The sequence below is a fragment of the Rhodococcus sp. 05-2254-6 genome (assembly GCF_002258565.1).
Taxonomy (GTDB): domain Bacteria; phylum Actinomycetota; class Actinomycetes; order Mycobacteriales; family Mycobacteriaceae; genus Rhodococcoides.
Window position 1 is genome coordinate 14,661 of sequence record NZ_NOZF01000139.1, and the last position, 23,514, is coordinate 38,174.

The following is a 23,514-nucleotide window of genomic DNA, read 5'->3' on the forward strand; positions in this document are numbered from 1 at the left end:
CCATCGATCGCGACGTCTCGACAAGGTCGTCGTGTCTGTGGTGGCAGCGCACACCTATCGGCCGGCTGCTGCGCGCTTCGCCAGTTCCACGGTCGCGGCTCGCAGTTCGGCAGCCGAGTCGATCGGAGTTGCATAACCGACCCTGGTGTACGCGATTCCGCGCGGCGTGAGCACCTTCAGATCCAGTCCGTAGCGGTCCGCTGCCGTGCACTCCGCGGACGTCGCATCGGGAAAGCCGCCCAGTTCGCGGGCCATCGCAGTCAGCGAACTCGAATGGTCGGCGTTCAAGTGCTCGACCGCGTACGCGGAGGTCGGCGACACCGGATCGGGCGCGGCCTGGGAATACGCTTCGGCAGTTGCCGAATCCATCCGGCCGTATCCGCCGACCCACCGGACCCGATGCACGCGCATGACCCAGAGCGTGAAGTCGCTGTAGTCGAGGTAGTACTTCGCCGCCGGTACGCCGTCGAGGTGCGCCGCGCGTGCTGCGGCCAGCTCGTCGTCCTCCGGCCGCTCGACCACACCTGCCAGCGTGATTCGGCCCGACGCCAGCGGATCGGTCTGCGATTGCGGTGCCACGATCGACAGGCTCATCCGTTGATCGCCGGTGAGATTGCGTCCATGTTCGGCCATTCGCGAGACACACAGAACCGGAGCGCCGTCGAGCAATCCGTACGTGACGAACGAAGCCCAGGGATCGCCGTCCGCGGTCAGGCTCGCAAGAGTTGCGGTGTTGGTGGACGCAGCGATCGTGCGTGCTTCCTCGGCCGCGGACGGCCGACGGTCCTCGACGACGGGGGCCAGGGGAGGGGGAACGGACGGGGCGTCACCGGGATCGCCATGATCGAGTGCCATGCGCAGAAGCTTACGGCGACGACCTACAGGAGGTCTCGGGCATGAACGAGCGCGTCGGCGACGAGTGCGACACCGAGTACGACGAAGATGACGCGGACCGTCGGCGGGCCGTACCGCGTCAGAGCCCGCACGGTCGCGGTGAACGCCCGCCGGGAACGGCGACTCTTCCTCGAAGCCAGTATCAGAACGAGGATGGGCGGTAGCAGCCCGATCAGGCAGTACACGACGACGATGGCCGGCCACCACGGCGGACGGGGATCGTAGGTCGAGAGCATCGTCAACCCGGCGAGATACGGCACTGCCGTCGGGCCCTGCACCAGACCGATCGTCAGTCCGGTCAGGGCAACGACGGGAATGCTCGAGCCGGCTCGGGCTGCCCACGCCGGCGGGCGACGTTCGGTGGTGCGCAGTGCACCGAGACCGATCAGCACCAGCCCCACAACCAGTTCCGTGCGATACCGGAGCGTGGCAGTGCTGGTGATGTCGAACAGATCGGTGAAGAAGTCGATGCCGAGAACGGTGAGGATGCCGAACGTGGTCGTGGCCGTGAACACTCCGCCGACGAACGCCAGCCCGGCTCGGAAAGGAGACCGGCGGGTGGTTCTCGAATGCACAGCGATGGCAGCGGTCACGCCGATCAGCAGCACGTCGAGTGAATCGAGTAGTGCAAATCCGACAAGCGCAAGCAGCAAGGTCACCATGGAGGGTCCAGGATATCGGTCAGTCGAAGGTGACCTTCTCGGTGACGACGGCCTCGGCGGTCCGGCCGGGAGCGGTCTGGTTGCCCCAGTACATATTCGTGTGCGCGATGACCTGCGCAGGTGGCGGCGCGCCCCACTCGGTCAGATCCTCGGCAGTGTGTGCGTCGCTCACCAGCGTCACGTCGTATCCGCGGACGAGGGCACCGTGCAGCGTGGACCTGATGCAGAAATCCGTGTGCGCTCCGGCGATGACAACATGCCCTACACCGGAGGCGGCGAGCTCGGCTTCGAGACCGGTGTCCTCGAAGGCATCGCCGTGCTTCTTGTGGACGATCGGATCGCGCGGATCCATCGGCAACTCCTCGAGGAGTTCCCAACCTTCCGTTCCGATGGCCAGCTCCTTCTCCGAGGAATGCTGCACCCAGATCACCGGAGTACCCGTCTGCCGTGCGCGCGTCACCAGCCTGACGATGTTCTCGACCACGCGTTCTCGCTCGTGCACGCCCACCATCACGTCGTTCTGCACGTCGACGATCACCAGTGCGGTTGCGGTCCGGTCGGGCAGGATGGTCACGGCATCTCCCTTGTTTTCGTGTTCGGTTGCACGTCAACTCCCGACATACGTGGCCAAGTGCTTGCCCGTCAGGGTCGAACCGTCCGCCACCAGGTCGGACGGCGTGCCCTCGAACACGACCAGTCCGCCGTCGTGCCCGGCACCGGGGCCGAGATCGATGATCCAATCGGCGTGGGCCATGACGGCCTGATGATGCTCGATGACGATCACGGACTTGCCCGAATCGACCAGCCGGTCCAACAGCCCGAGGAGCTTGTCGACATCGGCGAGGTGCAATCCAGTGGTGGGCTCGTCCAGCACGTAGATCCCGCCCTTGTCGGCCATGTGCGTCGCCAGCTTGAGGCGTTGGCGTTCTCCACCCGACAGCGTGGTCAACGGCTGGCCGATCTTCAGGTAGCCCAGTCCGACGTCGTTCAATCGTTGCAGAATCCTGTGTGCCGGGAGCAGTTTTGCCGGCCCGTCGGAGAAGAACTCCTCGGCCTCGGCGACCGACATCGACAACACCTCGTCGATGTTGCGCCCGCCGTAGTGGTACTCGAGTACCGATGCCTGGAATCGCTTGCCCTCGCACTCCTCGCACACCGTGGCCACCCCGGCCATCATCGCGAGGTCGCTGTAGAGGACGCCAGCGCCGTTGCACGTCGGGCACGCGCCTTCGGAGTTCGAGCTGAACAATGCGGGTTTGACGGCGTTCTCCTTGGCGAACGCCTTGCGGATCGGTTCGAGCAACCCGGTGTACGTCGCGGGGTTGCTTCGCCGCGAGCCACGGATCGCCCCCTGATCGACCGACACCACATCGTCTGTCCCGGAAAGTGATCCGTGAACGAGCGAACTCTTGCCCGAGCCTGCGACGCCGGTGACGACGACCAGTACTCCGAGTGGAACGTCGACGTCCACGTCGCGCAGATTGTGGGAGTCCGCGCCGCGGATTTCGAGTACTTCGGAGAACTCGCGCACCGATTCCTTCAGTGATGCCCGATCGTCGAAATGCCGACCGGTGACGGTGTCGCTCTGCCGCAATCCGTCGACGGTGCCCTCGAAACAGACGTGCCCGCCCGCGCTTCCCGCACCGGGACCCAGATCGACGACGTGGTCTGCGATGGAGATCGTCTCGGGCTTGTGCTCGACCACGAGTACGGTGTTTCCCTTGTCGCGCAACTGAAGCAGCAGGTTGTTCATCCGCTCGATGTCGTGGGGATGCAGACCGGTGGTCGGCTCGTCGAACACGTATGTCACGTCGGTCAACGAGGATCCGAGGTGGCGAATCATCTTGGTGCGCTGAGCCTCTCCACCGGACAACGTTCCCGACGGACGATCCAGGCTCAGGTAGCCGAGCCCGATCTCGACGAACGAGTCGAGAGTCTCGCCCAGTGTGGTCAGCAGTGGTGCCACCGACGGTTCCTTCAGGCCGCTCACCCACTTCGCCAGGTCGCTGATCTGCATCGAACATGCGTCGGCGATGTTGATGCCCTTGATCTTCGACGACCGAGCACCTTCGTTGAGCCTGGTTCCGAGGCAGTCCGGGCAGGTGGTGAAGGTGATCGCGCGTTCGACGAAGGCGCGGATGTGGGGCTGCATGGCGTCGACGTCCTTGGACAGGAACGACTTCTGAATCTGCGGCACGAGCCCCGAGTAGGTCAGATTGATTCCGTCGACCTTGATCTTCGTCGGTTCGCGATAGAGCAGGTCGTCGAGTTCCTTCTTGGTGTACTTCGAGATGGGCTTGTCCGGGTCGAAATACCCGCAGCCGCGGAATATTCGGCCGTACCAGCCCTCCATGCTGTAGCCGGGGATCGTGATGGCGCTCTCGTTGAGCGACTTGCTCGCGTCGTAGAGAGCGGTGAGATCGAAGTCGCTGACGGAGCCTCTGCCCTCACAGCGTGGGCACATGCCACCGGTCACGGTGAAGGACTTCTTCTCTGTGGTCTGCCTGCCGCCCTTGTCCACCTTGTACGCGCCTGCGCCGGACACCGACGCGACATTGAACGAAAAGGCCTGTGCAGAGCCGATGTACGGCTTTCCGATTCGGCTGAACAGAATCCGCAGCATGGCGTTCGCATCGGTTGCGGTGCCGACGGTGGAGTGAGGATTGGCGCCCATGCGCTGTTGATCGACGATGATGGCCGTGGTGAGTCCGTCCATGACGTCGACATCCGGGCGGCCGAGCGTGGGCATGAATCCTTGTACTAAGGCACTGTAGGTCTCGTTGATCATGCGTTGCGATTCGGCCGCAATCGTACTGAAGACCAGCGAGCTCTTTCCGGAGCCGGAGACCCCGGTGAACACGGTCAGTCGCCGCTTGGGCAGCTCCACATCGATGTCCTGGAGATTGTTCTGCCGCGCCCCCTGAACACGAATCGAATCGTGACTGTCGGCAGCATGCCGTGCCGAGCCCTCCGAGACCTTCTTCGTCGCCATGAGCAGTCACGCTAGTCGTACCGAAACCTGCTCGCTTCTCGATTCCTGATCGAATCCGGTGGCGGACAGGGCCGCGTCGAGTCGGCTCAGGTCGGCGGCCGAGGATGCGAGAAGTGGGCGTCGCACGGTCGCGTCGGAGATGACGCCGATCCTGGCGAGCGCGGCCTTGGCCATGATGGCCCCCTGCGTCGTGCGCATGACGGCGTCGGTCAACGGCAGGAGCGATCGCTGTACTGCGTTCGCTCGGTCCAGGTCGCCGACGCGGATCGCCGCGATCAGCTCGGCATAGCGGTCTGCCACGACGTTTCCGGTGACGCTGACCAAACCTGTTGCACCGGAGGCGAGGTAGGGCAGTGCGAGTTCGTCGATTCCGCAGTAGTAGGCGAGGTCCGTCGAGGACATGACGGTCATTGCCTCGTACAGATCACCCTTGGCATCCTTGACAGCACCGATGAGCGGGTGGTGAGAGAGCTCGACGAGCGTCGACGCCTCGATCGCCACACCTGTGCGCGCCGGGACGTCGTACACCATGACGGGTAGCCCACCTGCTTCGGCGATGGCGACGATGTGTTCCGCGATGCCGGCCTGGGTGGGGCGCGAATAGTAGGGAGCGGTGATCAGCAGTGCGTCGGCACCGGCTGCTGCTGCGGACCGAGCCATCTCCATCCCCGTGGAGGTGTCGTTGGTGCCCACTCCAGCGATCACGCGAAGAGCGTGATCGCGATGCCTGCAGGCGCAAGCGATCAGCTGCGAGGTCTCGTGGCCCGTCAAGGTCGGTGCCTCGCCTGTTGTTCCGGCGATGACCACGCCATCGCATCGTCTCGCCGACAGGTGCGTGAGAAGGGCATCGACGCCGGCTCGGTCGAGTGAACCATCGGGGTGCATCGGGGTCGCCATGGCGACGAGGTTCGTACCGAAGATCGTCGAGGCGAGCGACCGATTGGTGTTCATGGTCCGAGTGTGGACCGCTCGATACCTGAGGTCCAGCGATGCATTTTCGGCATTACTGCGTACTGTTCCTTCATGATCGATACCAGCGCCCTGCACGCACTGCGCGCTGTGGCTGCACTCGGCACTCTTGCGCGGGCCGCCGACGAGCTCGGCTACACCTCCTCGGCGATCTCCCAGCAGATCAAACGACTCGAACGGCAGATCGGCACCCCGGTACTGGCACAGGCAGGCAGAGGCGTGGTGCTCACCCCCGCAGGTCGGGCGGTGGTCGAGTCCGCGGGGGAGGTGTTCGACGCTCTGGAACGCTGCGTCGAGGCCGCTCGATCCGCCGACGGGGGCGTCGCTCGTGGGGTCGTTCGGTTGGTCGGCTTCTCGACCGCGGTGCGTGGATTGGTGGCTCCCGCGCTGATCGAGCTGGACCGACGGTATCCCGATCTGACGGTGCACATCAGCGAGGAGGATCCGGATCGTGCACTGCACAGCGTCTATGCCGGGACCGCAGATTTGGCGCTGGTGCACGATGCAGACGGGGTATCGGCACCCGCTCCTCCCTCGGTCGTTCGCCAACCGATTCACCTGGACTTCGGCGACGTGATCATGAAGCGAACCCACCCTCTCGCCCGACGCGAGACCGCGTTGACCCATGCGGAACTCGCCCGGTACCCGTGGGTGACGAGCCCGGCCGGGACGGTCTGTCACCAGTGGTTTCGGCGGCTGTTCGCCGAGACATCCGCCGAGATCGATGTTCGCCATCTCGTCGATGATTTCTCCACGCAACTCGCGCTGGTCGAAGCGGACGACGTGCTCGCTCTCGTTCCTCGCCTCGCGCGTCCGGTGCTCGGTGCCGGTCTAGTCGCGGTTCCGCTCGAGCGCGCTCCCGCTCGTGAGGTGCAGGCCGCGTGGCGGCGCAGCGCTGATGCCAGCCCGGCAATTCATGCCGTGCTGGGCGTCCTCGGTGCGGCCTAGCGCTGAGTGGTCAGAACGACCAGATGTCCGGTCGCTCGTGTCATGGCCACGTACCTGTCGACGGCACCGGCTGTTCCTGAGCCGAACGAATCCGGGTCGATGAGTACGACCAGGTCGAATTCGAGGCCCTTCGACGACTGTGGTGTCAGCGAGCGGATGCGCTCCGACGGGACAAACGTGGGATCGCCGATGACGCAGGCGATTCCGTCGTTGTTCGACTCCAGCCAGCGATCGAGTATCGACGCCAGCTCTGCCGTGTCTCCGTACTCGACGGGCACTCCGGTACTGCGGATGGAGACCGGGACATTCGCGTCCGGCAGCGCCGCGCGGATCACCGGCTCGGCTTCGGCCATGACTTCCTGCGGGGTGCGGTAATTGACGCCGAGGGTGGCAATCCTGACCCGGTCGAGTCCGACCCGTCGAAGTCGTTCGCGCCAGGACTCGGCGAATCCCAGACGCGCTTGCGCGCGGTCTCCGACGATGGTGATGCTGCCCGACGGGCACCGGCGCAGGACCATCTGCCACTGGGCGTCGGTCAATTCTTGCGCCTCGTCGACGACGATGTGTGCGAACGGCCCCGACAACGGATCCGACGGGATCTCCTCGAAGCCCGCCGAATCGACGAGCGCATCGCGAATCCCATCCTGCCGCAACTGCGCAGCCATCATCTCGTCGTCGTCGGCGGCCATGAGTTCATCGACGACGCGGTCCATTCGCGCGCGCTCGTGTACAGCTGCCAGCTCCCGACGCCGAATGCGCCGTGCATGTTCAGGATCTCCCAGCCGCATTCGTGCGGCGTCGAGCAGCGGGAGATCGGCCACCGTCCATCGCGTCGGATCGGGTCGTTGTAGTGCGCGGACGTCCTCGGGGGCGAGCCATGGTGCGCACGAACGAAGGTACGCCGGCACGCTCCACAGGTCTGCGACGAGGTCGGGAGCATCGATGATCGTCCAGGATCGTTCCAGCTCCGCGCGCAGAGACTCGTTGTTCTGCAGTGACTTTCGTATGTCGGTCGGGGCCTCGTCGCCGTCGTAGCGGTCCATCAGAATCGTCAGCAGCAATTCCCAAACCTGTTCACGAGCCTCGTTGTGTGGAGTGCCGGGGTCGGGTGCCTCGAAGGCCTCGGCCCAATCGGCCGCAGTCAATGTCAGATCGGCCCATTCGGTCTCCACGATCATGGTCCGAGTCGGTGGCTGCTCGTAGAACGCAACGCCCGCTTCGATCGCCACGCTCATGCTCTCGGTCGCCTTCAATTGCGCGACAGAAGGATTCGTCTCGTCGATCGCGTTCGTTCCTTCGGCGACGAGATCTCGAAGAGTACAGGTCTGCACACCGTCCTCGCCCAGACTCGGTAGGACGTCGGAAACGTAAGCGAGGTACGGCTCGTGTGGGCCGACGAACAGCACGCCGCCGCGGCTGTGTCCGAGACGCGTCTCCGTGTACAGCAGATACGCGGTGCGATGCAGGGCGACGACGGTTTTCCCGGTTCCAGGACCACCGTCGACGACCAGCGCGCCGCGGGCGTCCGACCGAATGATCGCATCCTGATCTGCCTGGACGGTGCCCAGCACGTCGCGCATCCGAGGTGAACGCGCCGCACCCAGACTGGCGATGAAGGCGGACTGATCGTCCAGCGCAGCATCGGAGATCGGTCCGGTCAGATCGAACACCTCGTCCCAGTAGTCGGTGATGGTGCCGTTCGTCCACCTGTATCGACGACGACTTCGCAGCCCCATGGGATTGGCGTGAGTAGCACCGAAGAACGGTTCGGCTGCGGGGGAGCGCCAGTCGACGAGGAGTTGCTCGCCCGCGGTTCCCAGCAGTCCGAGTCGTCCGATGTATACCGGCTCGTCCGCGTCGGTGGTCACGACGCGACCCAGGCACAGATCGACTCCGTACCGACGCAGTGAACGGAGGCGGCCGCCCAAGCGGTGTATCTCGAAGTCGCGTTCCATCACTTCTCGGCCCATTCGGCCCGACGACTTCTGTGCTGCCTCCAGCCGTGCCGACGTGTCGAGACGAGACTTCTCGATACTCGAGCGAATAGCTGAAAAGTGTTGCTCGTCTTGGCCGATCAATGCCGAGTCACGCTTGCGCGCGAGATTGTCGGGTAGGTCGAAAACACTCGGGTACGCATGTTTCACAGGACTCCGATCGATTGCTACGTGGCTGCAGCGTGCAATTCTGAGCCCTGTACGGGGTCTTGCCGCAAGCCCCTGGGTGCGCTATACATTGAAAGGGGCCAGGAAGTAACGGTCCCTTTCGATCCAGTCCCCAGACACCAATGCCGACGAAACCGGCTGTGCATCGAATGATTCGAAGTCAGGATCAGGCCACAGGTGCGCGGCCCACGAACTTGCCCTCGTGGTGGGGGTTCATCGATCGCCGAGAAGCAGATCGGCGATGGCTCCGGCACCGACCGGCCGACCCAAGAGGTATCCCTGCGCGAAGTCGCAGCCGGTGGCGGCCAGTGCGTCGAGTTGCTCCTCGGTTTCGACTCCCTCGCCGACGACGGTGACGTCGAATGCGCGGGCGAGCGAGACGATTGCCGAGACGATCGCACGTGCCCGAGGGGCCGGCAGCCGGGCTATGTACGACTTGTCGATCTTGAAGCACTCGAACATGGGGTAGCGGTCGAGATACGACATGGAGCTGTGGCCTTTGCCCATATCGTCGAGCAAGAGAGCCACCCCCATGGCGTGCAGGGCGGAGACGGTGTCGGCGACCCGTTCGGTGTCGGCGACCCACACGGTTTCGGTCACCTCGAGGCCGAGAGCGAAGGCAGGCAGTCCCGTCTCTTCCAGTACCGAGGCGACCTCGGTGGGAAAATCGGGATCGCGGAGTTGAAGCGCGCTGACGTTGACGCGGACCACGATGTCGGAGAACGTTCGCCACCGCGCCGCGGCGGTGCATGCAGTACGCAGCGCCCACGCGCCCAAAGGAGTTGCAAGACCAGTTCTTTCGGCGACTCCGACGAACTCGCTCGGTTCGATGGGCCCGAGTTCGCGGTGATTCCAGCGGGCGAGCGCCTCCACGGCAACGATCTTCCGGGTGGCGATGTCCACCAACGGTTGGTAGGCGAGAGTGAGTTCATCGGCGAGCAGCGCCGCTCGGAGATCGATCGACAGCGACCTGATGCGATCCGCATCGTAGAGATCGGTGGGATCGAACACTGCGTGCCCACCGGTACCACTGTCTTTTGCGCGGTACATGGCCAAGTCGGCGCGGTGGATAAGCTCGTGCCGACTCGAATCAGGTTCGGACACCGCGATACCGATGCTGGCGCTCAAGGGGATGGGCACGTCTTCGGCGGAGAAAGGAACGGCGATGGAACTCGAGATGTTTCGAGCGAGTTCCTCCGCGTGAGCAACGCTGTCGACGCCTTCGCAGACGATCAAGAATTCGTCTCCGCCCAGGCGCGCGATGGTGTCGGCGTCTCTGATGGCCGAGGCGAGCCGTTCGACGAACTTGACCAACGCTCTGTCCCCGGCGTCGTGTCCCAGGCTGTCGTTGATGATCTTGAAGTCGTCGATGTCGAGTAGAAGCAGTGCTACGGTGCCTGACTGTTGTCTGGCGCGGTCCAACGCCGAATCTATGACCTCGTACGCGAGGGTACGGTTCGGCAGACCGGTCAGGGCGTCGTGCGTGCTACGTCGTCGCAGTTGGAGTTCGAGGTCGATCCGTCGGATCGCCGCGGATACGATGCCGGCCACCGAACTGAGAAACGACACTTCTTCGTCACGATAGAGGCGGGCCTCGGCGCTGTGGATGGAAAGAACTCCCCATGCTTTTCCGGCGGCGGTGAAGATGGGGACTCCGACGCCGCTGCGGAGGCCGAGAGAGAGCATCGTGTCGGTACGGAAACGCTTCTCGGCGTGACTGTCGTTGCACACGACAGGCTCCGAGAGCGTCAGGACGAATCCCACCAACGAACCGTTCCCGGACGGAACGTTCTGACGCAAGCCGAGTGCACCGCTGGCCGCGTCCATGGTCAAGTACGGATCGGTCGGGTGCTCGAGATGGGCGATGGCGGAGTTGCCCACGCCGATCAAGGTGGCGGCCGTGTCGGTTGCTGCGGTGAGCAACCTGGGTAGCTCGGCGATGACGGCGAATCGGCTCAGATCGGCGAGAGCCTTCTGCTCCAGCGCGTGACGACCGGCGATCACCGCGTCGGCCGCCATCCTGGCACTGCGCTGTTCCACCGTGTGTCGGTGCCTGATGGTGGATACGACCACGTCGGGGCCACCGTCGTCACGACTGATCACATAGGAAGACACCACGACCGGCATGCCGGTACCGGTCACGTGATGGCGCAGCTCGCAGTAGCCCTCCCACTTGCCTTCGGAGAGCAGACCGGCGGCGATGTCGTCGGTGAGATCGAGTCCGTTGGAAGTCAGCAGATCCAAAGCCGACAGCTGGCCGATATCGGCCACGTCCGTGACCCCGATCAGCTCCGAACCCGCCGGATTGATGTACAGAATCTTCCCCGTGAAATCGGACAGCGCAACGAAATCAGGGGAGCGTTCCAGGAAGGATCGAAGACTCACCGGATCGCCCGGGAGATCGAACATCGGCCCTCCGATCCGTGTGGGCCGGGATACGTGCGGCTCCGGGTCCATGTTATTCGTCGTTCGTGGTCAGTGTGCCCGAACAGTCCGCGCCGGGTATCAGTCTGTCCGTTGTCGTGCCTCGATGGGATGTCGAGCGACGAAGAACGCCACATTTCCCACCATCGTGACCTCTACCTGCTCGAATCTGTCGGCCAGGACTTGTCGTAAGCCAGGCAGGTCGTCGCGCCGTTCACCGCACACCTTGTACGTCTGTTCGACGCCGATCACTGTCGATCCGAACAACCCCGAGCACCGCACGACCGTCCGCTGTTCGGCACGAACGCTGCCCGACACGAATGCGAGCGACGAATGGATGTGCGACCTCGTCCCCGAAGTGGTTGTCGCCGTTGATGATCACGGTCAGCCGATCGACGTGAGCACAGAGTGCAGGGGAGTGGGGCGATTCGTCGTTGTGCGGCCGACCCCAGCTGATGGCTGTGCCGGTCGGACAACGGGCAGTCTGTCGTCGCCGATGGCGGTGATCGGATTCAGGCTCGGCGTCGACGGTACCAGCGGCGGTTCGTTCGGATGCTGGGTGGTGGAAATTGCACCCGGTGACATGCAGTTCAGCCCAATTCGGGGGTGGCACCGAAGGTCGGACTCCACGTCACGAGGGGTGGTCGCGACGGCGATGGTTCCGGGTGGCCGTGGGCGATGACAAGAAGCTCGGCGATATGAGAATCGAACGCTTCCCGTCCGGCACCTGTCAGCTTCACCCACGTCACTCTCCTCGAGTCCGAACGTGACAGCGACGCAGTCTTCTTCATCGAGACGTAGCCCGCGTCGGAGAGCGCTTTGAGATGTTTCGACAGCGACGCGTCGCTGATCTCGAGTGTGTCGCGTATGACCGCGAAGTCGATTTCGTCGATTCGCCGCAGAATTCCGCAGACGCGCAAGCGGATTGGAGCATGGATGACGGAATCGAATTTCGGTCCGACACCGGGATCTTCGGTCACGATCAGTTACTCCTGGACCGGCGGCCGGTGAGCTGCCGGATGCCTCCAGCGTGCAGATGGGTTCGGTACACGCCGTCGAACAGACGACCGCCGAACAGCACGACGACAAAGCACACGGCCTGCGGCAGAAGTACCCACCACGCAGACCGCGACGCCACCACACCGTAGGACACGCTCAACAAGCCGAGCACACTCACCAGGAGCCCGATGAGAACACCCCATCCCACCATGCCTACTGCCGCCGGTCGCACCCCGGATATCCGGGGGTAGAGCAGAGCCAATGTCGCGGCTGCTGCCACCGGGAGGGCGGCGAATGCGGCACCCACGTTGCTGTCCGGCAATACCGGCGTTCCTATGTGCAGAGCGGTCACGGCGGCGAAGACCGGGTAGAACCAGGACGGTGCAGCGAGACGATCTGCGAGGCAGACGCGATCGGCGTGGAGCGCACCCAGCAGATCGCGCACGTCGTCCGGCGACTGATTGCTTTCCATGTTGGCAACTCTAACACTTTCCGTCTAGGCAAGTGTTACGTTGACTCCTGAAAGTACACCGCGCACATCCATGGAGGGTCATGAAGAAGCATCCGGTCGTCACTCGTTCACTCGTCCTCGCCAGCGCGCTCACAGCCGTGATCGGTACCAGCGCCGCGCAAGCCGGTGCCCAGGAGAGATACTTCTCGCCGCAACAACGGATTTACACGCTCGCCGAGGTTCCCCAATGTCTCGGCGGTACCGTCGATGTGAATGTCCAGAGCGGCTACGCGCCCAACGAGATTCGTGCGAATTTCACCACCCACCTGTACAGCCCGGCATGGGCAGGATCAGCCGACTACGAGTGCTATCTGAGCATCTATGCGGATTGGCGTAACCACGACACCGGACTCAGTGGAACCGCCGAGCAGCGGGTGGCGAGCTGGCGGTTCCAGGGCCCCAATGTGGCAAACCCTTACGTGGACATCGAGACAGGGGAGGGTCCGCTCACGGTCACCTTCAGAACGAGTGCCGCGCATACACCTAGCACCACCTTCGAGGTGCCGGCCCGCTGAACAGCGCCGAACCGGCTCCCGGCGGGCGAGAGCCGTGACGTCTTCATGTCGACTCGAAAGAGAAAAGAGAAAACGTGACAATTGCTCGGAAGTCAGTTGTTCTGGTCGCGGCTGTGTGCGGATTGGCCCTAGGTGGTTGTGCGAGTGGCGATTCGGACACCAGTGCCGCGCCGGACACGACGCGTATGCCCGCTGAGACGACGACGTCGCCCGCGGGGACGACTACCGAGTCGTCGGTTGTGGCCGAGCCGCCGACTCGGCTCGAGGCCGAATCCCCACAGGAATCGGCAGTCGCTCCGCCGACGCGAACGCCGGAGGAAGCAGCGGACCTGGTGCCGGGTGGTGGTGCGATCTTGCAGCCGTCGGGAGACGAACCAGGCAACGTCGATCCCGTGACGTTCCGGACGGGGAGTGACAAATACAACTTCACGTCGCCGACGGGCAACATTCACTGCGGCATCTGGGACGCCGACGGGCCCGAGGGGCGAGTGGGATGTCAGGCCGTGGACGGCAGAAATCATTTCGACGGACCGCAATGCTCGAACGCAGAGAACGACAAGGTCGCTGTTCGCGTAACCGCGGCGGGCTCGGAAAGCATGTGCACGACACAGGGCATCTACGTGGATGCGAACGCCCCAATACTCGAGTTCGGCCAGGTGCTGTCGGTCGAGGACGTGGTGTGCCGGTCCGGGCCCGACGACATAATCGGGTGTACCGCACCCACGGGCGGATTCACGTTCTCCCGAGATATCAACTACACCTACTGATTCGGACGTTGCGGGGTGTGAGTCGACAGTCCACACTGGGACCCACCATGACGAACCACGATCTGCGCGCCAACCCCCGGAAATTGCGGCCGCGACCAGCGGTCCCGCGCGAGGCGGCGGTAGAGCTGACGTCCAGCGGGGTGCCTGTTGCCGAGCGCGACTTCTTCGTCGAGGAGTTCCGCGGGGTCACGATCGTGATCGCCCTGCCCATGGTGAGCGTCGCGGCTCTGGAGGCAGTGGAACGGACGGTCGGCGAGTTCGGCACTGGCGACACGCGATTCATATTCGTGGTTCCGGCCGACCATGCTCCGGAAGTCACCGCTGCAGTCGGTGGTGTGGCCATGAACGGTGCGACTGTCTGGAACGACGAGTCCGTCGCCCGTCTGTGGCTCGCAATCGCGGACTCGGAATGCGTCGTGATCGGGGCGGAGGCGGCCGCTGTCGCGCGCACTGCCGGCACTGTGTCTGCGAGCGTGCGGGCATCGAAAATGGTTCTGACCGATCCGGGCGGGGGCTGGGGTAATCCTCCTCGTAGCTTCGCCGACATCGACCTGCACCGCGAGCGCCTGGTCGCCCACCTGGCCGAACGGGGGCTCGACGATTTCCCCCCAGCCGCCGAGGCAGCACTTGCCGGTGGTGCATACAGCGTAAACCTCTGTCGTGCTGAGGATCTCGAATTCGAGCTGTTCACATTCGACGGCCGGGGGACCGTCCTGACCCAAGGCCGCTACCTGCACTTGGCCTCGCTACAGGTGGACGATTTCCCGGCAATCGAGGCTTTGGTGGCACAGGGAGTGCGAGAGGGGGTTCTCAAGCAGCGCAGTCGGATCGAGATTGCCAGGATGGCTGTTGGTGGGCTCGGAGCTCGGGTACTGCGCACGGGGCACCTCGCCGGCATCGTCGGACTCGAGGTGGACCGTTACGCCGGAACCGGATTCGGCGAAGTGTCCGGTTTGATCACAGTCGCCGAGTTCTCCGGACTGGGAGCAGGCAGCTTGTTGATGGACGGATTGTTGGAGGTCTGCCGCACGAAGGGCATCTCGACCCTGTTCGCGGTCACCGTCAGCGGTGAGGCCGCGGAGTTCTTCGCCAAACGCAGTTTCGTCGAGGTCGGGCGTCAGGATGTGCCTGCAGCGAAGTGGGAGGACTACGACGCCGATCGGCTCGAGTCTGCCCGCTGTTTTCTACGATCCGTCTGAATATTTGTGAGCAGTGTTTTACCGGGGTGGACCTGGTGTTGACACTCCCCTTGGGGGAGGCATCACCGTGAGGTCATGACCACACAATGGGATGGACTCCCGGACAACGTGAAGAAGTTCATGACCGCACTCGACTCCAAGCAAGGCGCTCGCGGGCTCACCGTATTCACCGCGGATGCCGTTGTAACCGACGAGGGCCACGACTACTCGGGCCGAGACGAGATCGAGGCCTGGCTGATCGCCTCGGTCAGTGAGAGTGAGTACACCTACACGAGCGAGTTCACCGGAGCGACCACGACCGGTACGACTGTCGACGTCGAGCAGCATCTGGAAGGCAACTTCCCCGGGGGAGTCGTCGACCTGCACTACCGCTTCACGCTCGATGGCGCGCTGATCCAGCGGCTGGTGATCGAGCCGTGAGCAAGCGATGGTTCATCACCGGTGGCACACCCGGCGGTTTCGGCATGGCGTACGCCGAGGTGGCGCTGGAGGCGGGGGACCGCGTGGTACTCACCGCCCGGCGTCCGGAGGAATTGGTGTCGTGGGCCGATCGTTACGGTGACCGCGTTCTCGTCGTGCCCATGGATGTCACCGACGCGGCACAGGTGCTCCGCGCGGTGCACACGGCCGAGGAGCATTTCGGCAGTATCGACGTGCTGGTCGACAACGCCGGTCGAGGCTGGTACGGATCGATCGAGGGAATGGACGAGTCTTCGATACGGGCGATGTTCGAGCTGAACTTCTTCGCCGTGCTGTCCGTCACGCGCGCAGTGCTACCAGGTATGCGCACTCGCGGAAGCGGGTGGATCGTCAACGTGTCCTCGGTGGCCGGGCTTCTGGCGGCGGCCGGATTCGGCTACTACAGCGCCACGAAATACGCGATCGAGGCCGTCACCGACGCGCTCCGCCAGGAAAGCGCCGAGCACGGCATCTCCGTCCTGGCAGTCGAACCGGGCGCATTCCGCACGAACGCGTACGCCGGATTCGCCGACGAGCCCATCGCGGAGGCGATTCCGGAGTACCGCGAGATGCTGGAGAAGGTGCGGGCCGCCTTCGTCGACATGAACGGGGTGCAACCGGGAGACCCGCATCGCGGTGCCCGTGCGGTGATCGCAGCGATGGCCCAGGACCCACCGCCACACCGGCTGATCCTGGGCAACAGCGGATACGATGCCGTGATCGACGCGCTGGAAGAAAACCTGAGCGACATCCGGTCGAACGAAATACTATCTCGCAGCGCGGATTTCCCCGCCTAGCCAGGCCCGCTGAAATAGAGAGGTATTGCGCTGTAACTGACGTATAGCCGTGGGTTCCGATTAGTTGACATAATGTTGATTATCGGCAAAACGGAGCCGCAGTTCAGGGGGTGTCGACAGACGCTGCGGCGGTTCGGTTCCTGTGGGCTCATGCATTCACGGCGCAACTGAGTCGAACGCTGTGTGCACGTCCCACTCGAGCGCTGCGGCGGACACTCGGCGCTGTTGTCCAACGGGCAGCTCCTTGCGACGGTTGGACGAAATGTGTGAATCAGATGGAGCTTGCGTCACTCTCTTGCATTCCCCTCGCCCCACCTTCAACCGTCCAAAGCGTCACAGTGACGTTTTGCAAGGGTGGAGTTGGGACGAGTAGGCCGCGGTCCAGTGGCCGAGTCGGTGTACCTCCCCTGGCCTTCGTATGCTCCAGGCGGGGTCGGTCACGGATGCTCGTCGAGCGGTACCGGTTTCGTGGTCGGCCGATGGACCTTCTCGGACTGTGAGGTATCGAGGTCGGAGTCGCTTTCGTCGCCGACGGGATCGGGCGAAGTGGTGGCCACCTGATCCGCCAATTCCAACCCCGCACCTGCGTAGACATTGAACGCGATGTCGACGCCGTGCTCCTTGGCCCACTGCACTTCGTCGTCGTAGCGGGCCACTGCGGCAACTGTTCCACTGAATCCGGATTCGCGCAGACAGGCGAGTGCTGTGACATTGGCACCGTGACGCGGCATCGCGAGCACGGCAATGCGTACCGACTCGGAATGCCGTAGTTGATGCCAGAAATCGAGATCGGTTGCGTCCCCTTCGATGACTCGTAGTCCCTGATCGGCCAGGCGACGAATGCGAGGCCCGTCGTAGTCGACTCCTACGGCATCGAGGCCGTAGTGATCGGTGAGCCGCTGATATGCCGCGAACCCGACACGCCCCATTCCGATCACGACCACCTCGGCGTCGCCGGCATCGCCGGAGCGTTCCTCGGGATGCAAGCTCGACTCGTCCTGCTCGGGTAGACGGGTCGCGATCTTCTCGACCATCAGGTGGCCACGACCGTTCACCAGAGCCGACGCGACGAAACTCAAAGCCACGGCGATCGACATCTCGACCAGCCAGGCCGGTGCGAGTAGGCCGGTCGTCACTCCTACCGACACGACGATCAGGCCGAATTCGGAGTAGTTCATCAGGCTCAGTCCGGCCAGGAGCGCGGTCCGATATCGCAACTTCATCAGGGCGAACAGCGCCAAGTACAGGACGGATTTGAGTGGCAGCAGAAGCACCATGAGGAGGGCGACACCGAGACTGGGTAGGTCCGGCAGCCCGGACAAACCGATCGAGACGAAAAAGCCCACCAGGAGCAGTTCCTTGATGTGGAACAGCGATCGTGACAGTTCCGACGAGGCCGGATGCGATGCCAGCAACACGCCGATGACCAGTGCGCCCAGATCCCCCTTGAGCCCCAGGGTGGAGAACAGGGCGTAACCCGGGACCAGCGCCATCACGATGCCGAACAGCGACTGCATCTCGCCGTGGCCGAGTCCGCTCCAGATCTTCCGAAGGATCCGCGTCACCGGCCACAGCAGTACGAGCGTCACCGCCCATGGGCTCGGTAGCGAGCCGCTGGTTATGGTGAGGAAAACCACGGCAACGATGTCCTGCATGACCAGGACACCGATCGCCACCCGTCCGTAGAGGGCGTGCGACTCCCCTCGCTCTTCCAGAACCTTGACCACGAACACTGTGCTCGAGAACGACATCGCGAATGCGAGCAACGCTATCGTCGTCAGACTTTGGCCGGACAACATGGCCAACCCGGCGACGGCGGCGAGCCACAGCACGGTGGTACCGACCACGATGCTCGCCACCAGATGCACCGATGTCGTCAGCCACACCTCCCGGCGCAGAAGAATACGAACGTCGAGCTTGAGACCGATTGCGAACAACAGCAGTGTCACGCCCAGGTCGGCGATCAGCTCGAGCTGGGGCACCTCACCGACATCGAGCGCATTGATGACGAAACCGGCACCGAGAAACCCGACCAAGGGAGGTAGCCGTACCACCATGGCAAGTCCGCCCAGACCGAAGGCGATGACGAGGTAGATCGCGGCAACTGTCATGCACGGTCCCTTTGCTGGTGGGCTGCAACCGGATCTCCAACGGATCTTTCGACGTCGGCACAAGCCGTCGGAGTGCCCCTAGTATCCCGGCATACGCCACATTTCACAGCGGACGACTGCCGACGAGAACGGCGATCGACGAAGTCGCCTGATGACTTCGTCGATCGCCGTCAGCACGATCGACTACCGCGGTCCTTCCGTACGGAAGGACTCAGAGCTCGAACTCGGCCGGATCGATTCCGACTGCGAAGCACGCATTGCGCACGGCAGCCTTCTCGTGATCGTCGAAGTGGCCGTCCGCGCCGCCGATGATGATGCCGATCTGGATGACGGCCCGTGCCTGGTCGGGCTTCGACTTCAGCTTGCCGATCGTGGCTGTCGCCTCGACCTTCCCGAAGTCGAAGTCTCCCTGCAGCTTGTCGCAGTACCAGTCGAACTTCTGCCGAAGCTGGTCGGGCTCGAACACTCTCAGAGCCTCGTTGCCGGCGATCAGTGATGCCGTCTTCTGGCGCTCGGCAGGATCGATGGTGCCGTCCGCCGCCGCGATCAGGGCACACATGGCCATGCTGCCGTTGGCGAATTCCTTGTTCTTGAACTGGCTGGTCTTGGTCTGCAGCTGGCCGTTCAATTCCTGTGCCTTGGATTTGAGTTGATCCCAGAACGCCATGGAGCTCCTCACTAGGTCGTACCGCCTGCGCAGTCGCGCGGGCGGTACGACCATTGTCCATGGAGTCGGTGAACGAGTAAGGAACCGCAGTTCAGCGCAGTCGCTCTGCGTCATGAGCTTTGGCCAACAGCTCGGCGCACAGTCGGTGCAGTTCCGCAGCGTCGGCACCTTCCGCCACCGCCGTGCTGACGTCCTCGGCGGCACACCGAACCTCGAACGCTCTGTCTGCCACGGCCGACACCTCCTCCGCGGTCAGCACGACGGCGTCGTCGGGAATCGACGTCCCTTTCGTCGCGCTGCGCTGCTCGTAGGCTCGCTGACGGCACGATTGACGGCAGTACCGCCGCTTACGGCCGGTTCCTGTGTCGGCGACCGGGCGCCCGCACCAGGCGCATGTCTGGTCGCGGCGGGTTCTGGCGGACATGGTTGTTCAGCCTACTGCGGCCGCGAGGTAAGATCGCCCGATAAGCTGCGCCGATGGGATCGCACCGGGACTCATCGGCCCGGGAACGAACCGACGCGCGGCGACGTTGTAGATCAGTGGGTAGACGGTGTAGTTCGATGTCGACGGATGGCTTCGACGCACGTACCTACTATCGATGGAGAGGACTTCACCATGGCAGATCGTGTACTTCGAGGTAGCCGACTGGGAGCGGTCAGCTACGAGACCGACCGTGATCACGACCTGGCACCCCGCCGCGTTGCGCGCTACCGGTGCGACAACGGCGAGGAGTTCGACGTACCGTTCGCCGACGATGCCGAGATTCCCGGAACCTGGGCTTGCCGCAACGGTCTGGAAGGGTCGCTGATCGAGGGAACCGCGCCGGAGGCCAAGAAAGTCAAGCCTCCCCGTACGCACTGGGACATGCTGCTCGAGCGTCGTTCGGTCGACGAGCTCGAGGAGCTTCTGAAAGAGCGTTTGGACCTGCTGAAGGTCAAGCGCCGCGGCGCATGACGTTCACCGCACTCTGCACCGCCTGATTGGAAACAATCCGGCGGTGCAGTTTTTTTATGTATATCGAACTTATCGGATGTTTTCGCGGACCTTTGTTGCATTCATTGTCGCCTGACCAGCTATTCCAATACGATCGAGTGGCGAGGTGGCTGTCCGAGGTGCCATCATCGAGTATCGGTTGTCACACAAGTGGACGATTCGTGAACGGTCGCCGTAACAGTTGTCGGACAATACCGATAAACAGCGGCATCGCACTCGAAAAATCAGGGGGCAATAACTCGTGAGCCAGGATTCTGATCAGCGCTCGACCGACGCTTTGCGCACGGCGGCCTCCGAAGCGGAATCGGAAGGCCATCGCGCAGTCGGCGAGCAGAAGCTTGCGGAGTTGAGGCGCGAGTTGGACGGAATCGACGAAGTTCTGCGCGCTGCAATTCGAGACCGCATCGATGTGTGTGTACGTGTTGCACACGTAAAACGAGAACACGCCATTCCGATGATGCAACCAGGCCGTGTCGGATTGGTGACAGAGCGAGCGAGAGAATTCGCGTCGGCCAATGGGATGTCCCCCGACTTTCTCGAAGATCTGTACCGAACGATGATTGCAGAGGCATGTCGCGTCGAGGATTCGATCATCGATTCTCCGACGCCCGGGCCGGGCCTCGACAGGAAACGGTAGAAGCACGCCGATGACGATTCATACGCTCCTGGTGGACAATTACGATTCGTTCACCTACAACCTGTACAGCCTTCTCACCGAGGTGAACGGACGGCCGCCGACGGTGGTCAAGAACGACGTCGAGTGGACGTCTTTGGATTTCGAGGCTTTCGACAACGTCGTGATCTCACCCGGTCCAGGGCGGCCCGATGTGGAGCAGGACTTCGGGATCAGTTCTCGCGTGATACTCGAGTCCGGTCTACCGATACTCGGCGTGTGCCTCGGGCATCAGGGTCTGTGCCATCTGTTCGGTGGCAGTGTCGATCTCGCGCCCGCGCCGATGCACGGCAGGATCACCGACATCACTCATTCCGGCGTGGACCTGTTCGCCGGAATCCCCTCGCCCTACTCGGTGGTGCGGTATCACTCGCTCGTGGTGACCCGCACCCCTGCCGACTTCGAGGAAGTCGCATGGACGCCCGACGGACTGGTCATGGCCGTGCGGCACCGGAGCAAGCCCATGTGGGGCGTTCAGTTCCATCCCGAGTCGATCAGTACCGAATACGGCCGCGAACTACTCGCCAACTTCCGCGATCTGACACTGGCTCAATCGGCCGCATCGAGCGCCGCACGGACTCAGGATTCGATCTTCACCATCGAAACACGTTCGCTCGACGAGACTTTCGACTCCGAGCAGGTATTCGACGCTCTTTTCGCGGACGGCTCGAAGAGTTTCTGGCTGGACGGTAGCGCGGCTCTCGAACCCGACTGCAGATTCACCGTCATGGGCGACTGCTCGGGTCCTCATGCGGAGTACGTGACCTACTCGGTTGCCGAGACCACGGTGACCGTGCAAGGTGCCGACGGTACGACCGAGCGCATCCACTCGACATTCTTCGACTACATCGACGAGCGATTGCGAGAGCGGTCCACTCCCCCTCGACACGACCTACCGTTTGCTTTCGGACTCGGCTACGTGGGGTATCTGGGATACGAGCTCAAGGCCGATACCGGTGGCCAACTGGTTCACACGGCCTCGACTCCCGACGCGTCGATGGTCTTCGCAGATCGCGCGCTGGTGTTCGACCATGAAGCCGGCACCCTGTATCTGATGGGGTTGGCCACCACCCCCGGGGATCCTGTGTTGGCGCAGTGGTTCGACTCTGTCACCGAGACCCTGCGTGGCTTGTCTCGAAAGGCAGTCCCGAACGACCGCGCGGATGCGCCAGCGTCGGGCACTCCCCTGCTCGGAGCAGATCGATCGCTCGAGCCCCGTCTACGCCACGACCGTGCCCACTACCTCGATCTGATTTCCCAGTGCCTCGCCGAGATTCGCTCCGGTGAGACGTACGAGGTCTGTTTGACCAACACGGCGACCGTAGCCGGTTCCATCGACGCGACCGCCACCTACTCGTACATGCGTGAAATCAACCCCACTCCGTACAGTGCGCTGCTGAAGTTTCCCGAGCTGTCGGTGTTGAGTGCGTCTCCGGAACGCTTCTTGCGCATCGACGCCGACCGCGTAGTCGAGTCCAAGCCGATCAAGGGGACGCGTCCCCGCGGAGCCACGGCGGAAGAAGACAACGCGCTCAAGGCCGATCTCGTCGCGAACGAGAAGGACAAGGCCGAGAATCTGATGATCGTGGATCTGGTGCGCAACGACCTCGCCCAGGTCTGCGTGCCGGGGTCGGTTCACGTACCGAAGCTGTTCGATGTCGAAACCTATGCTCCCGTGCACCAATTGGTCTCGACCGTTCGTGGCCGCCTGCGCGAGGACGCATCCGCGGCGGACTGTATCCGTGCCGCGTTTCCCGGTGGTTCGATGACAGGAGCCCCGAAGATCCGCACGATGGCGATCATCGACAAGCTCGAAGACGGACCGCGCGGGGTGTACTCGGGTGCCATCGGTTACTTCTCGATCACCGGCACCGCAGACTTCTCGATCGTCATTCGCACGATCGTGGCCACCGAGCACGAAGTGACGTACGGAGTGGGTGGTGCAATCGTGGCACTGTCGGATCCCGACGAGGAGTTCGAGGAGACGATGGTCAAAGCCGTGTCGATGCGCCGGGCGTTGACCGGGCGGACAGCGAACAGCGGGTAGAGCGCACGCGCTCCACCCGCTGTTCGGACCTCCGTCGGCTCGGGGCCGTTCTGCCTTACGGAGTGGTGAAGTACTCGAACACGGCAGGCTGAGCCTGCGGGTTTCCGTTGGACGTACCGATGACCGCGCCGGCAACCGTACCGATGACGGTTCCGATGATGCACCCGGAGATGAAGTTCGGGAAGATCGATACACAGCCGATGGCGAAGCCGAGGCCTGCGCCGATCGCCGTGCCGACACCGCCACCGTTGTTCCAGCCGATTGCGAGCTGGTTGACCATGTTGTCGAATGCCTGCTGCTTGGTCCGCGGACCTGCGACCTCGGCGACGGGAACCGTCTGCGGAGTCAACGTCAGTTCGCGACCCTCGGCACCGATCAGCGGTGCGATCGAGTAGACGGTGCCGTTGATGGTGTATTCCAGCGGAACGGTTGCGAGCGTGGCACCGGCCTGGTCGATGACGGACACGTTCTCGCTCGTGGCGTCGACCCGGAACAGCCCGGCATCGAGGATGGTGGTGACCGTGCCGTCCGGGTTGACCGAAGTCTCGTAATTCACCGGGTCCGACGACGGGTCTGCCACAGCATGGCCTGCTCCGGTGGCCACCGCAGCGGTCAATGCCACCGCTACCGTTGCTGTTCTGATCAGTTTCACTTCTGTCCCCTGGTGGTAGTGATTCGTTTTCGACGGCATTCGTCTCGAGTGCCGATGGTATTCGTAGATGTG

Annotated in this window: 22 protein-coding genes; 9 read left to right on the forward strand and 13 right to left on the reverse strand. The window is 63.4% G+C overall.

Annotated features, from left to right (window positions below; all coding sequences use genetic code 11):
- Positions 1–54: 54 nt before the first annotated feature.
- Genes CH256_RS17620 through dapA form a run of 5 tightly spaced genes read right to left on the reverse strand, consistent with a single transcriptional unit; the run spans position 55 to position 5,499 of the window.
- Positions 55–855: a HugZ family pyridoxamine 5'-phosphate oxidase gene (locus tag CH256_RS17620; protein ID WP_094670154.1), complete on the reverse strand. Its 801-nt coding sequence runs from the start codon at positions 853–855 to the stop codon at positions 55–57.
- 23 nt (positions 856–878) lie between these two features.
- Positions 879–1,556 (reverse strand): GAP family protein, encoded by a 678-nt coding sequence (locus CH256_RS17625; protein ID WP_094670155.1) that lies wholly within the window; start codon positions 1,554–1,556, stop codon positions 879–881.
- A gap of 19 nt (positions 1,557–1,575) precedes the next feature.
- Positions 1,576–2,130, reverse strand: a complete 555-nt coding sequence (locus CH256_RS17630) for an isochorismatase family protein (RefSeq protein ID WP_094670156.1) — start codon at positions 2,128–2,130, stop codon at positions 1,576–1,578.
- 33 nt (positions 2,131–2,163) lie between these two features.
- On the reverse strand, positions 2,164–4,548 hold the full coding sequence (locus CH256_RS17635; RefSeq protein ID WP_094670157.1) for an ATP-binding cassette domain-containing protein: 2,385 nt from the start codon (positions 4,546–4,548) through the stop codon (positions 2,164–2,166).
- 6 nt (positions 4,549–4,554) lie between these two features.
- Complete coding sequence (gene dapA, locus CH256_RS17640) at positions 4,555–5,499, reverse strand: 4-hydroxy-tetrahydrodipicolinate synthase (RefSeq protein WP_094670158.1); 945 nt, start codon at positions 5,497–5,499, stop codon at positions 4,555–4,557.
- A gap of 72 nt (positions 5,500–5,571) precedes the next feature.
- On the opposite strand from dapA, the gene CH256_RS17645 reads away from it, so the two are divergent.
- The gene (locus CH256_RS17645) at positions 5,572–6,465 is read left to right on the forward strand and encodes a LysR family transcriptional regulator (RefSeq protein ID WP_094641760.1); all 894 of its coding nucleotides are present in this window, start codon (positions 5,572–5,574) and stop codon (positions 6,463–6,465) included.
- Here CH256_RS17645 and helR read toward each other — a convergent pair.
- The 4 genes from helR to CH256_RS17675 all read right to left on the reverse strand — a co-directional run bounded on the left by helR (position 6,462) and on the right by CH256_RS17675 (position 12,522).
- A complete protein-coding gene (gene helR, locus CH256_RS17650) occupies positions 6,462–8,609 on the reverse strand; it encodes an RNA polymerase recycling motor ATPase HelR (protein ID WP_094670159.1) in 2,148 nt (715 codons plus the stop codon). The genes CH256_RS17645 and helR overlap by 4 nt on opposite strands.
- A gap of 231 nt (positions 8,610–8,840) precedes the next feature.
- Positions 8,841–11,036, reverse strand: coding sequence for a sensor domain-containing protein (locus CH256_RS17655; RefSeq protein WP_094670160.1), 2,196 nt, complete (start codon positions 11,034–11,036; stop codon positions 8,841–8,843).
- Between the two features lie 605 nt (positions 11,037–11,641).
- Positions 11,642–12,031, reverse strand: a complete 390-nt coding sequence (locus CH256_RS17670; RefSeq protein ID WP_068047274.1) for a transcriptional regulator — start codon at positions 12,029–12,031, stop codon at positions 11,642–11,644.
- A gap of 2 nt (positions 12,032–12,033) precedes the next feature.
- Positions 12,034–12,522: a hypothetical protein gene (locus CH256_RS17675; protein ID WP_094670163.1), complete on the reverse strand. Its 489-nt coding sequence runs from the start codon at positions 12,520–12,522 to the stop codon at positions 12,034–12,036.
- A gap of 80 nt (positions 12,523–12,602) precedes the next feature.
- Between CH256_RS17675 and CH256_RS17680 the strand changes: the two genes are divergently transcribed.
- The 5 genes from CH256_RS17680 to CH256_RS17700 all read left to right on the forward strand — a co-directional run bounded on the left by CH256_RS17680 (position 12,603) and on the right by CH256_RS17700 (position 16,298).
- On the forward strand, positions 12,603–13,076 hold the full coding sequence (locus CH256_RS17680; RefSeq protein ID WP_094670164.1) for a hypothetical protein: 474 nt from the start codon (positions 12,603–12,605) through the stop codon (positions 13,074–13,076).
- A gap of 185 nt (positions 13,077–13,261) precedes the next feature.
- Positions 13,262–13,843, forward strand: coding sequence for a hypothetical protein (locus CH256_RS17685; protein WP_082898621.1), 582 nt, complete (start codon positions 13,262–13,264; stop codon positions 13,841–13,843).
- Between the two features lie 47 nt (positions 13,844–13,890).
- The gene (locus CH256_RS17690) at positions 13,891–15,042 is read left to right on the forward strand and encodes a GNAT family N-acetyltransferase (protein WP_094670165.1); all 1,152 of its coding nucleotides are present in this window, start codon (positions 13,891–13,893) and stop codon (positions 15,040–15,042) included.
- 75 nt (positions 15,043–15,117) lie between these two features.
- A complete protein-coding gene (locus CH256_RS17695) occupies positions 15,118–15,462 on the forward strand; it encodes a nuclear transport factor 2 family protein (protein WP_255183147.1) in 345 nt (114 codons plus the stop codon).
- Positions 15,459–16,298, forward strand: a complete 840-nt coding sequence (locus tag CH256_RS17700; protein WP_094670166.1) for an SDR family NAD(P)-dependent oxidoreductase — start codon at positions 15,459–15,461, stop codon at positions 16,296–16,298. The genes CH256_RS17695 and CH256_RS17700 overlap by 4 nt, the downstream gene beginning before the upstream one ends.
- A 437-nt stretch (positions 16,299–16,735) precedes the next feature.
- Here CH256_RS17700 and CH256_RS17705 read toward each other — a convergent pair whose 3' ends face one another.
- From CH256_RS17705 to CH256_RS17715, 3 genes are all read right to left on the reverse strand, one after another.
- Positions 16,736–18,409: a cation:proton antiporter family protein gene (locus CH256_RS17705; RefSeq protein ID WP_094670167.1), complete on the reverse strand. Its 1,674-nt coding sequence runs from the start codon at positions 18,407–18,409 to the stop codon at positions 16,736–16,738.
- 211 nt (positions 18,410–18,620) lie between these two features.
- The gene (locus tag CH256_RS17710) at positions 18,621–19,076 is read right to left on the reverse strand and encodes a tellurite resistance TerB family protein (RefSeq protein WP_094670168.1); all 456 of its coding nucleotides are present in this window, start codon (positions 19,074–19,076) and stop codon (positions 18,621–18,623) included.
- 91 nt (positions 19,077–19,167) lie between these two features.
- On the reverse strand, positions 19,168–19,500 hold the full coding sequence (locus tag CH256_RS17715) for a hypothetical protein (RefSeq protein WP_068051195.1): 333 nt from the start codon (positions 19,498–19,500) through the stop codon (positions 19,168–19,170).
- Between the two features lie 192 nt (positions 19,501–19,692).
- Between CH256_RS17715 and CH256_RS17720 the strand changes: the two genes are divergently transcribed.
- The 3 genes from CH256_RS17720 (at position 19,693) to pabB (ending at position 22,790) form a co-directional block, all read left to right on the forward strand.
- The gene (locus tag CH256_RS17720) at positions 19,693–20,031 is read left to right on the forward strand and encodes an RNA polymerase-binding protein RbpA (protein WP_027497120.1); all 339 of its coding nucleotides are present in this window, start codon (positions 19,693–19,695) and stop codon (positions 20,029–20,031) included.
- A 280-nt stretch (positions 20,032–20,311) separates the two neighbouring features.
- On the forward strand, positions 20,312–20,707 hold the full coding sequence (locus CH256_RS17725; protein WP_082898863.1) for a chorismate mutase family protein: 396 nt from the start codon (positions 20,312–20,314) through the stop codon (positions 20,705–20,707).
- A gap of 10 nt (positions 20,708–20,717) precedes the next feature.
- Positions 20,718–22,790 (forward strand): aminodeoxychorismate synthase component I, encoded by a 2,073-nt coding sequence (pabB, locus tag CH256_RS17730; protein WP_094670169.1) that lies wholly within the window; start codon positions 20,718–20,720, stop codon positions 22,788–22,790.
- A gap of 55 nt (positions 22,791–22,845) precedes the next feature.
- On the opposite strand, the gene CH256_RS17735 is transcribed toward pabB, so the two are convergent.
- On the reverse strand, positions 22,846–23,442 hold the full coding sequence (locus tag CH256_RS17735; protein ID WP_094641778.1) for a hypothetical protein: 597 nt from the start codon (positions 23,440–23,442) through the stop codon (positions 22,846–22,848).
- Positions 23,443–23,514: the final 72 nt, after the last annotated feature.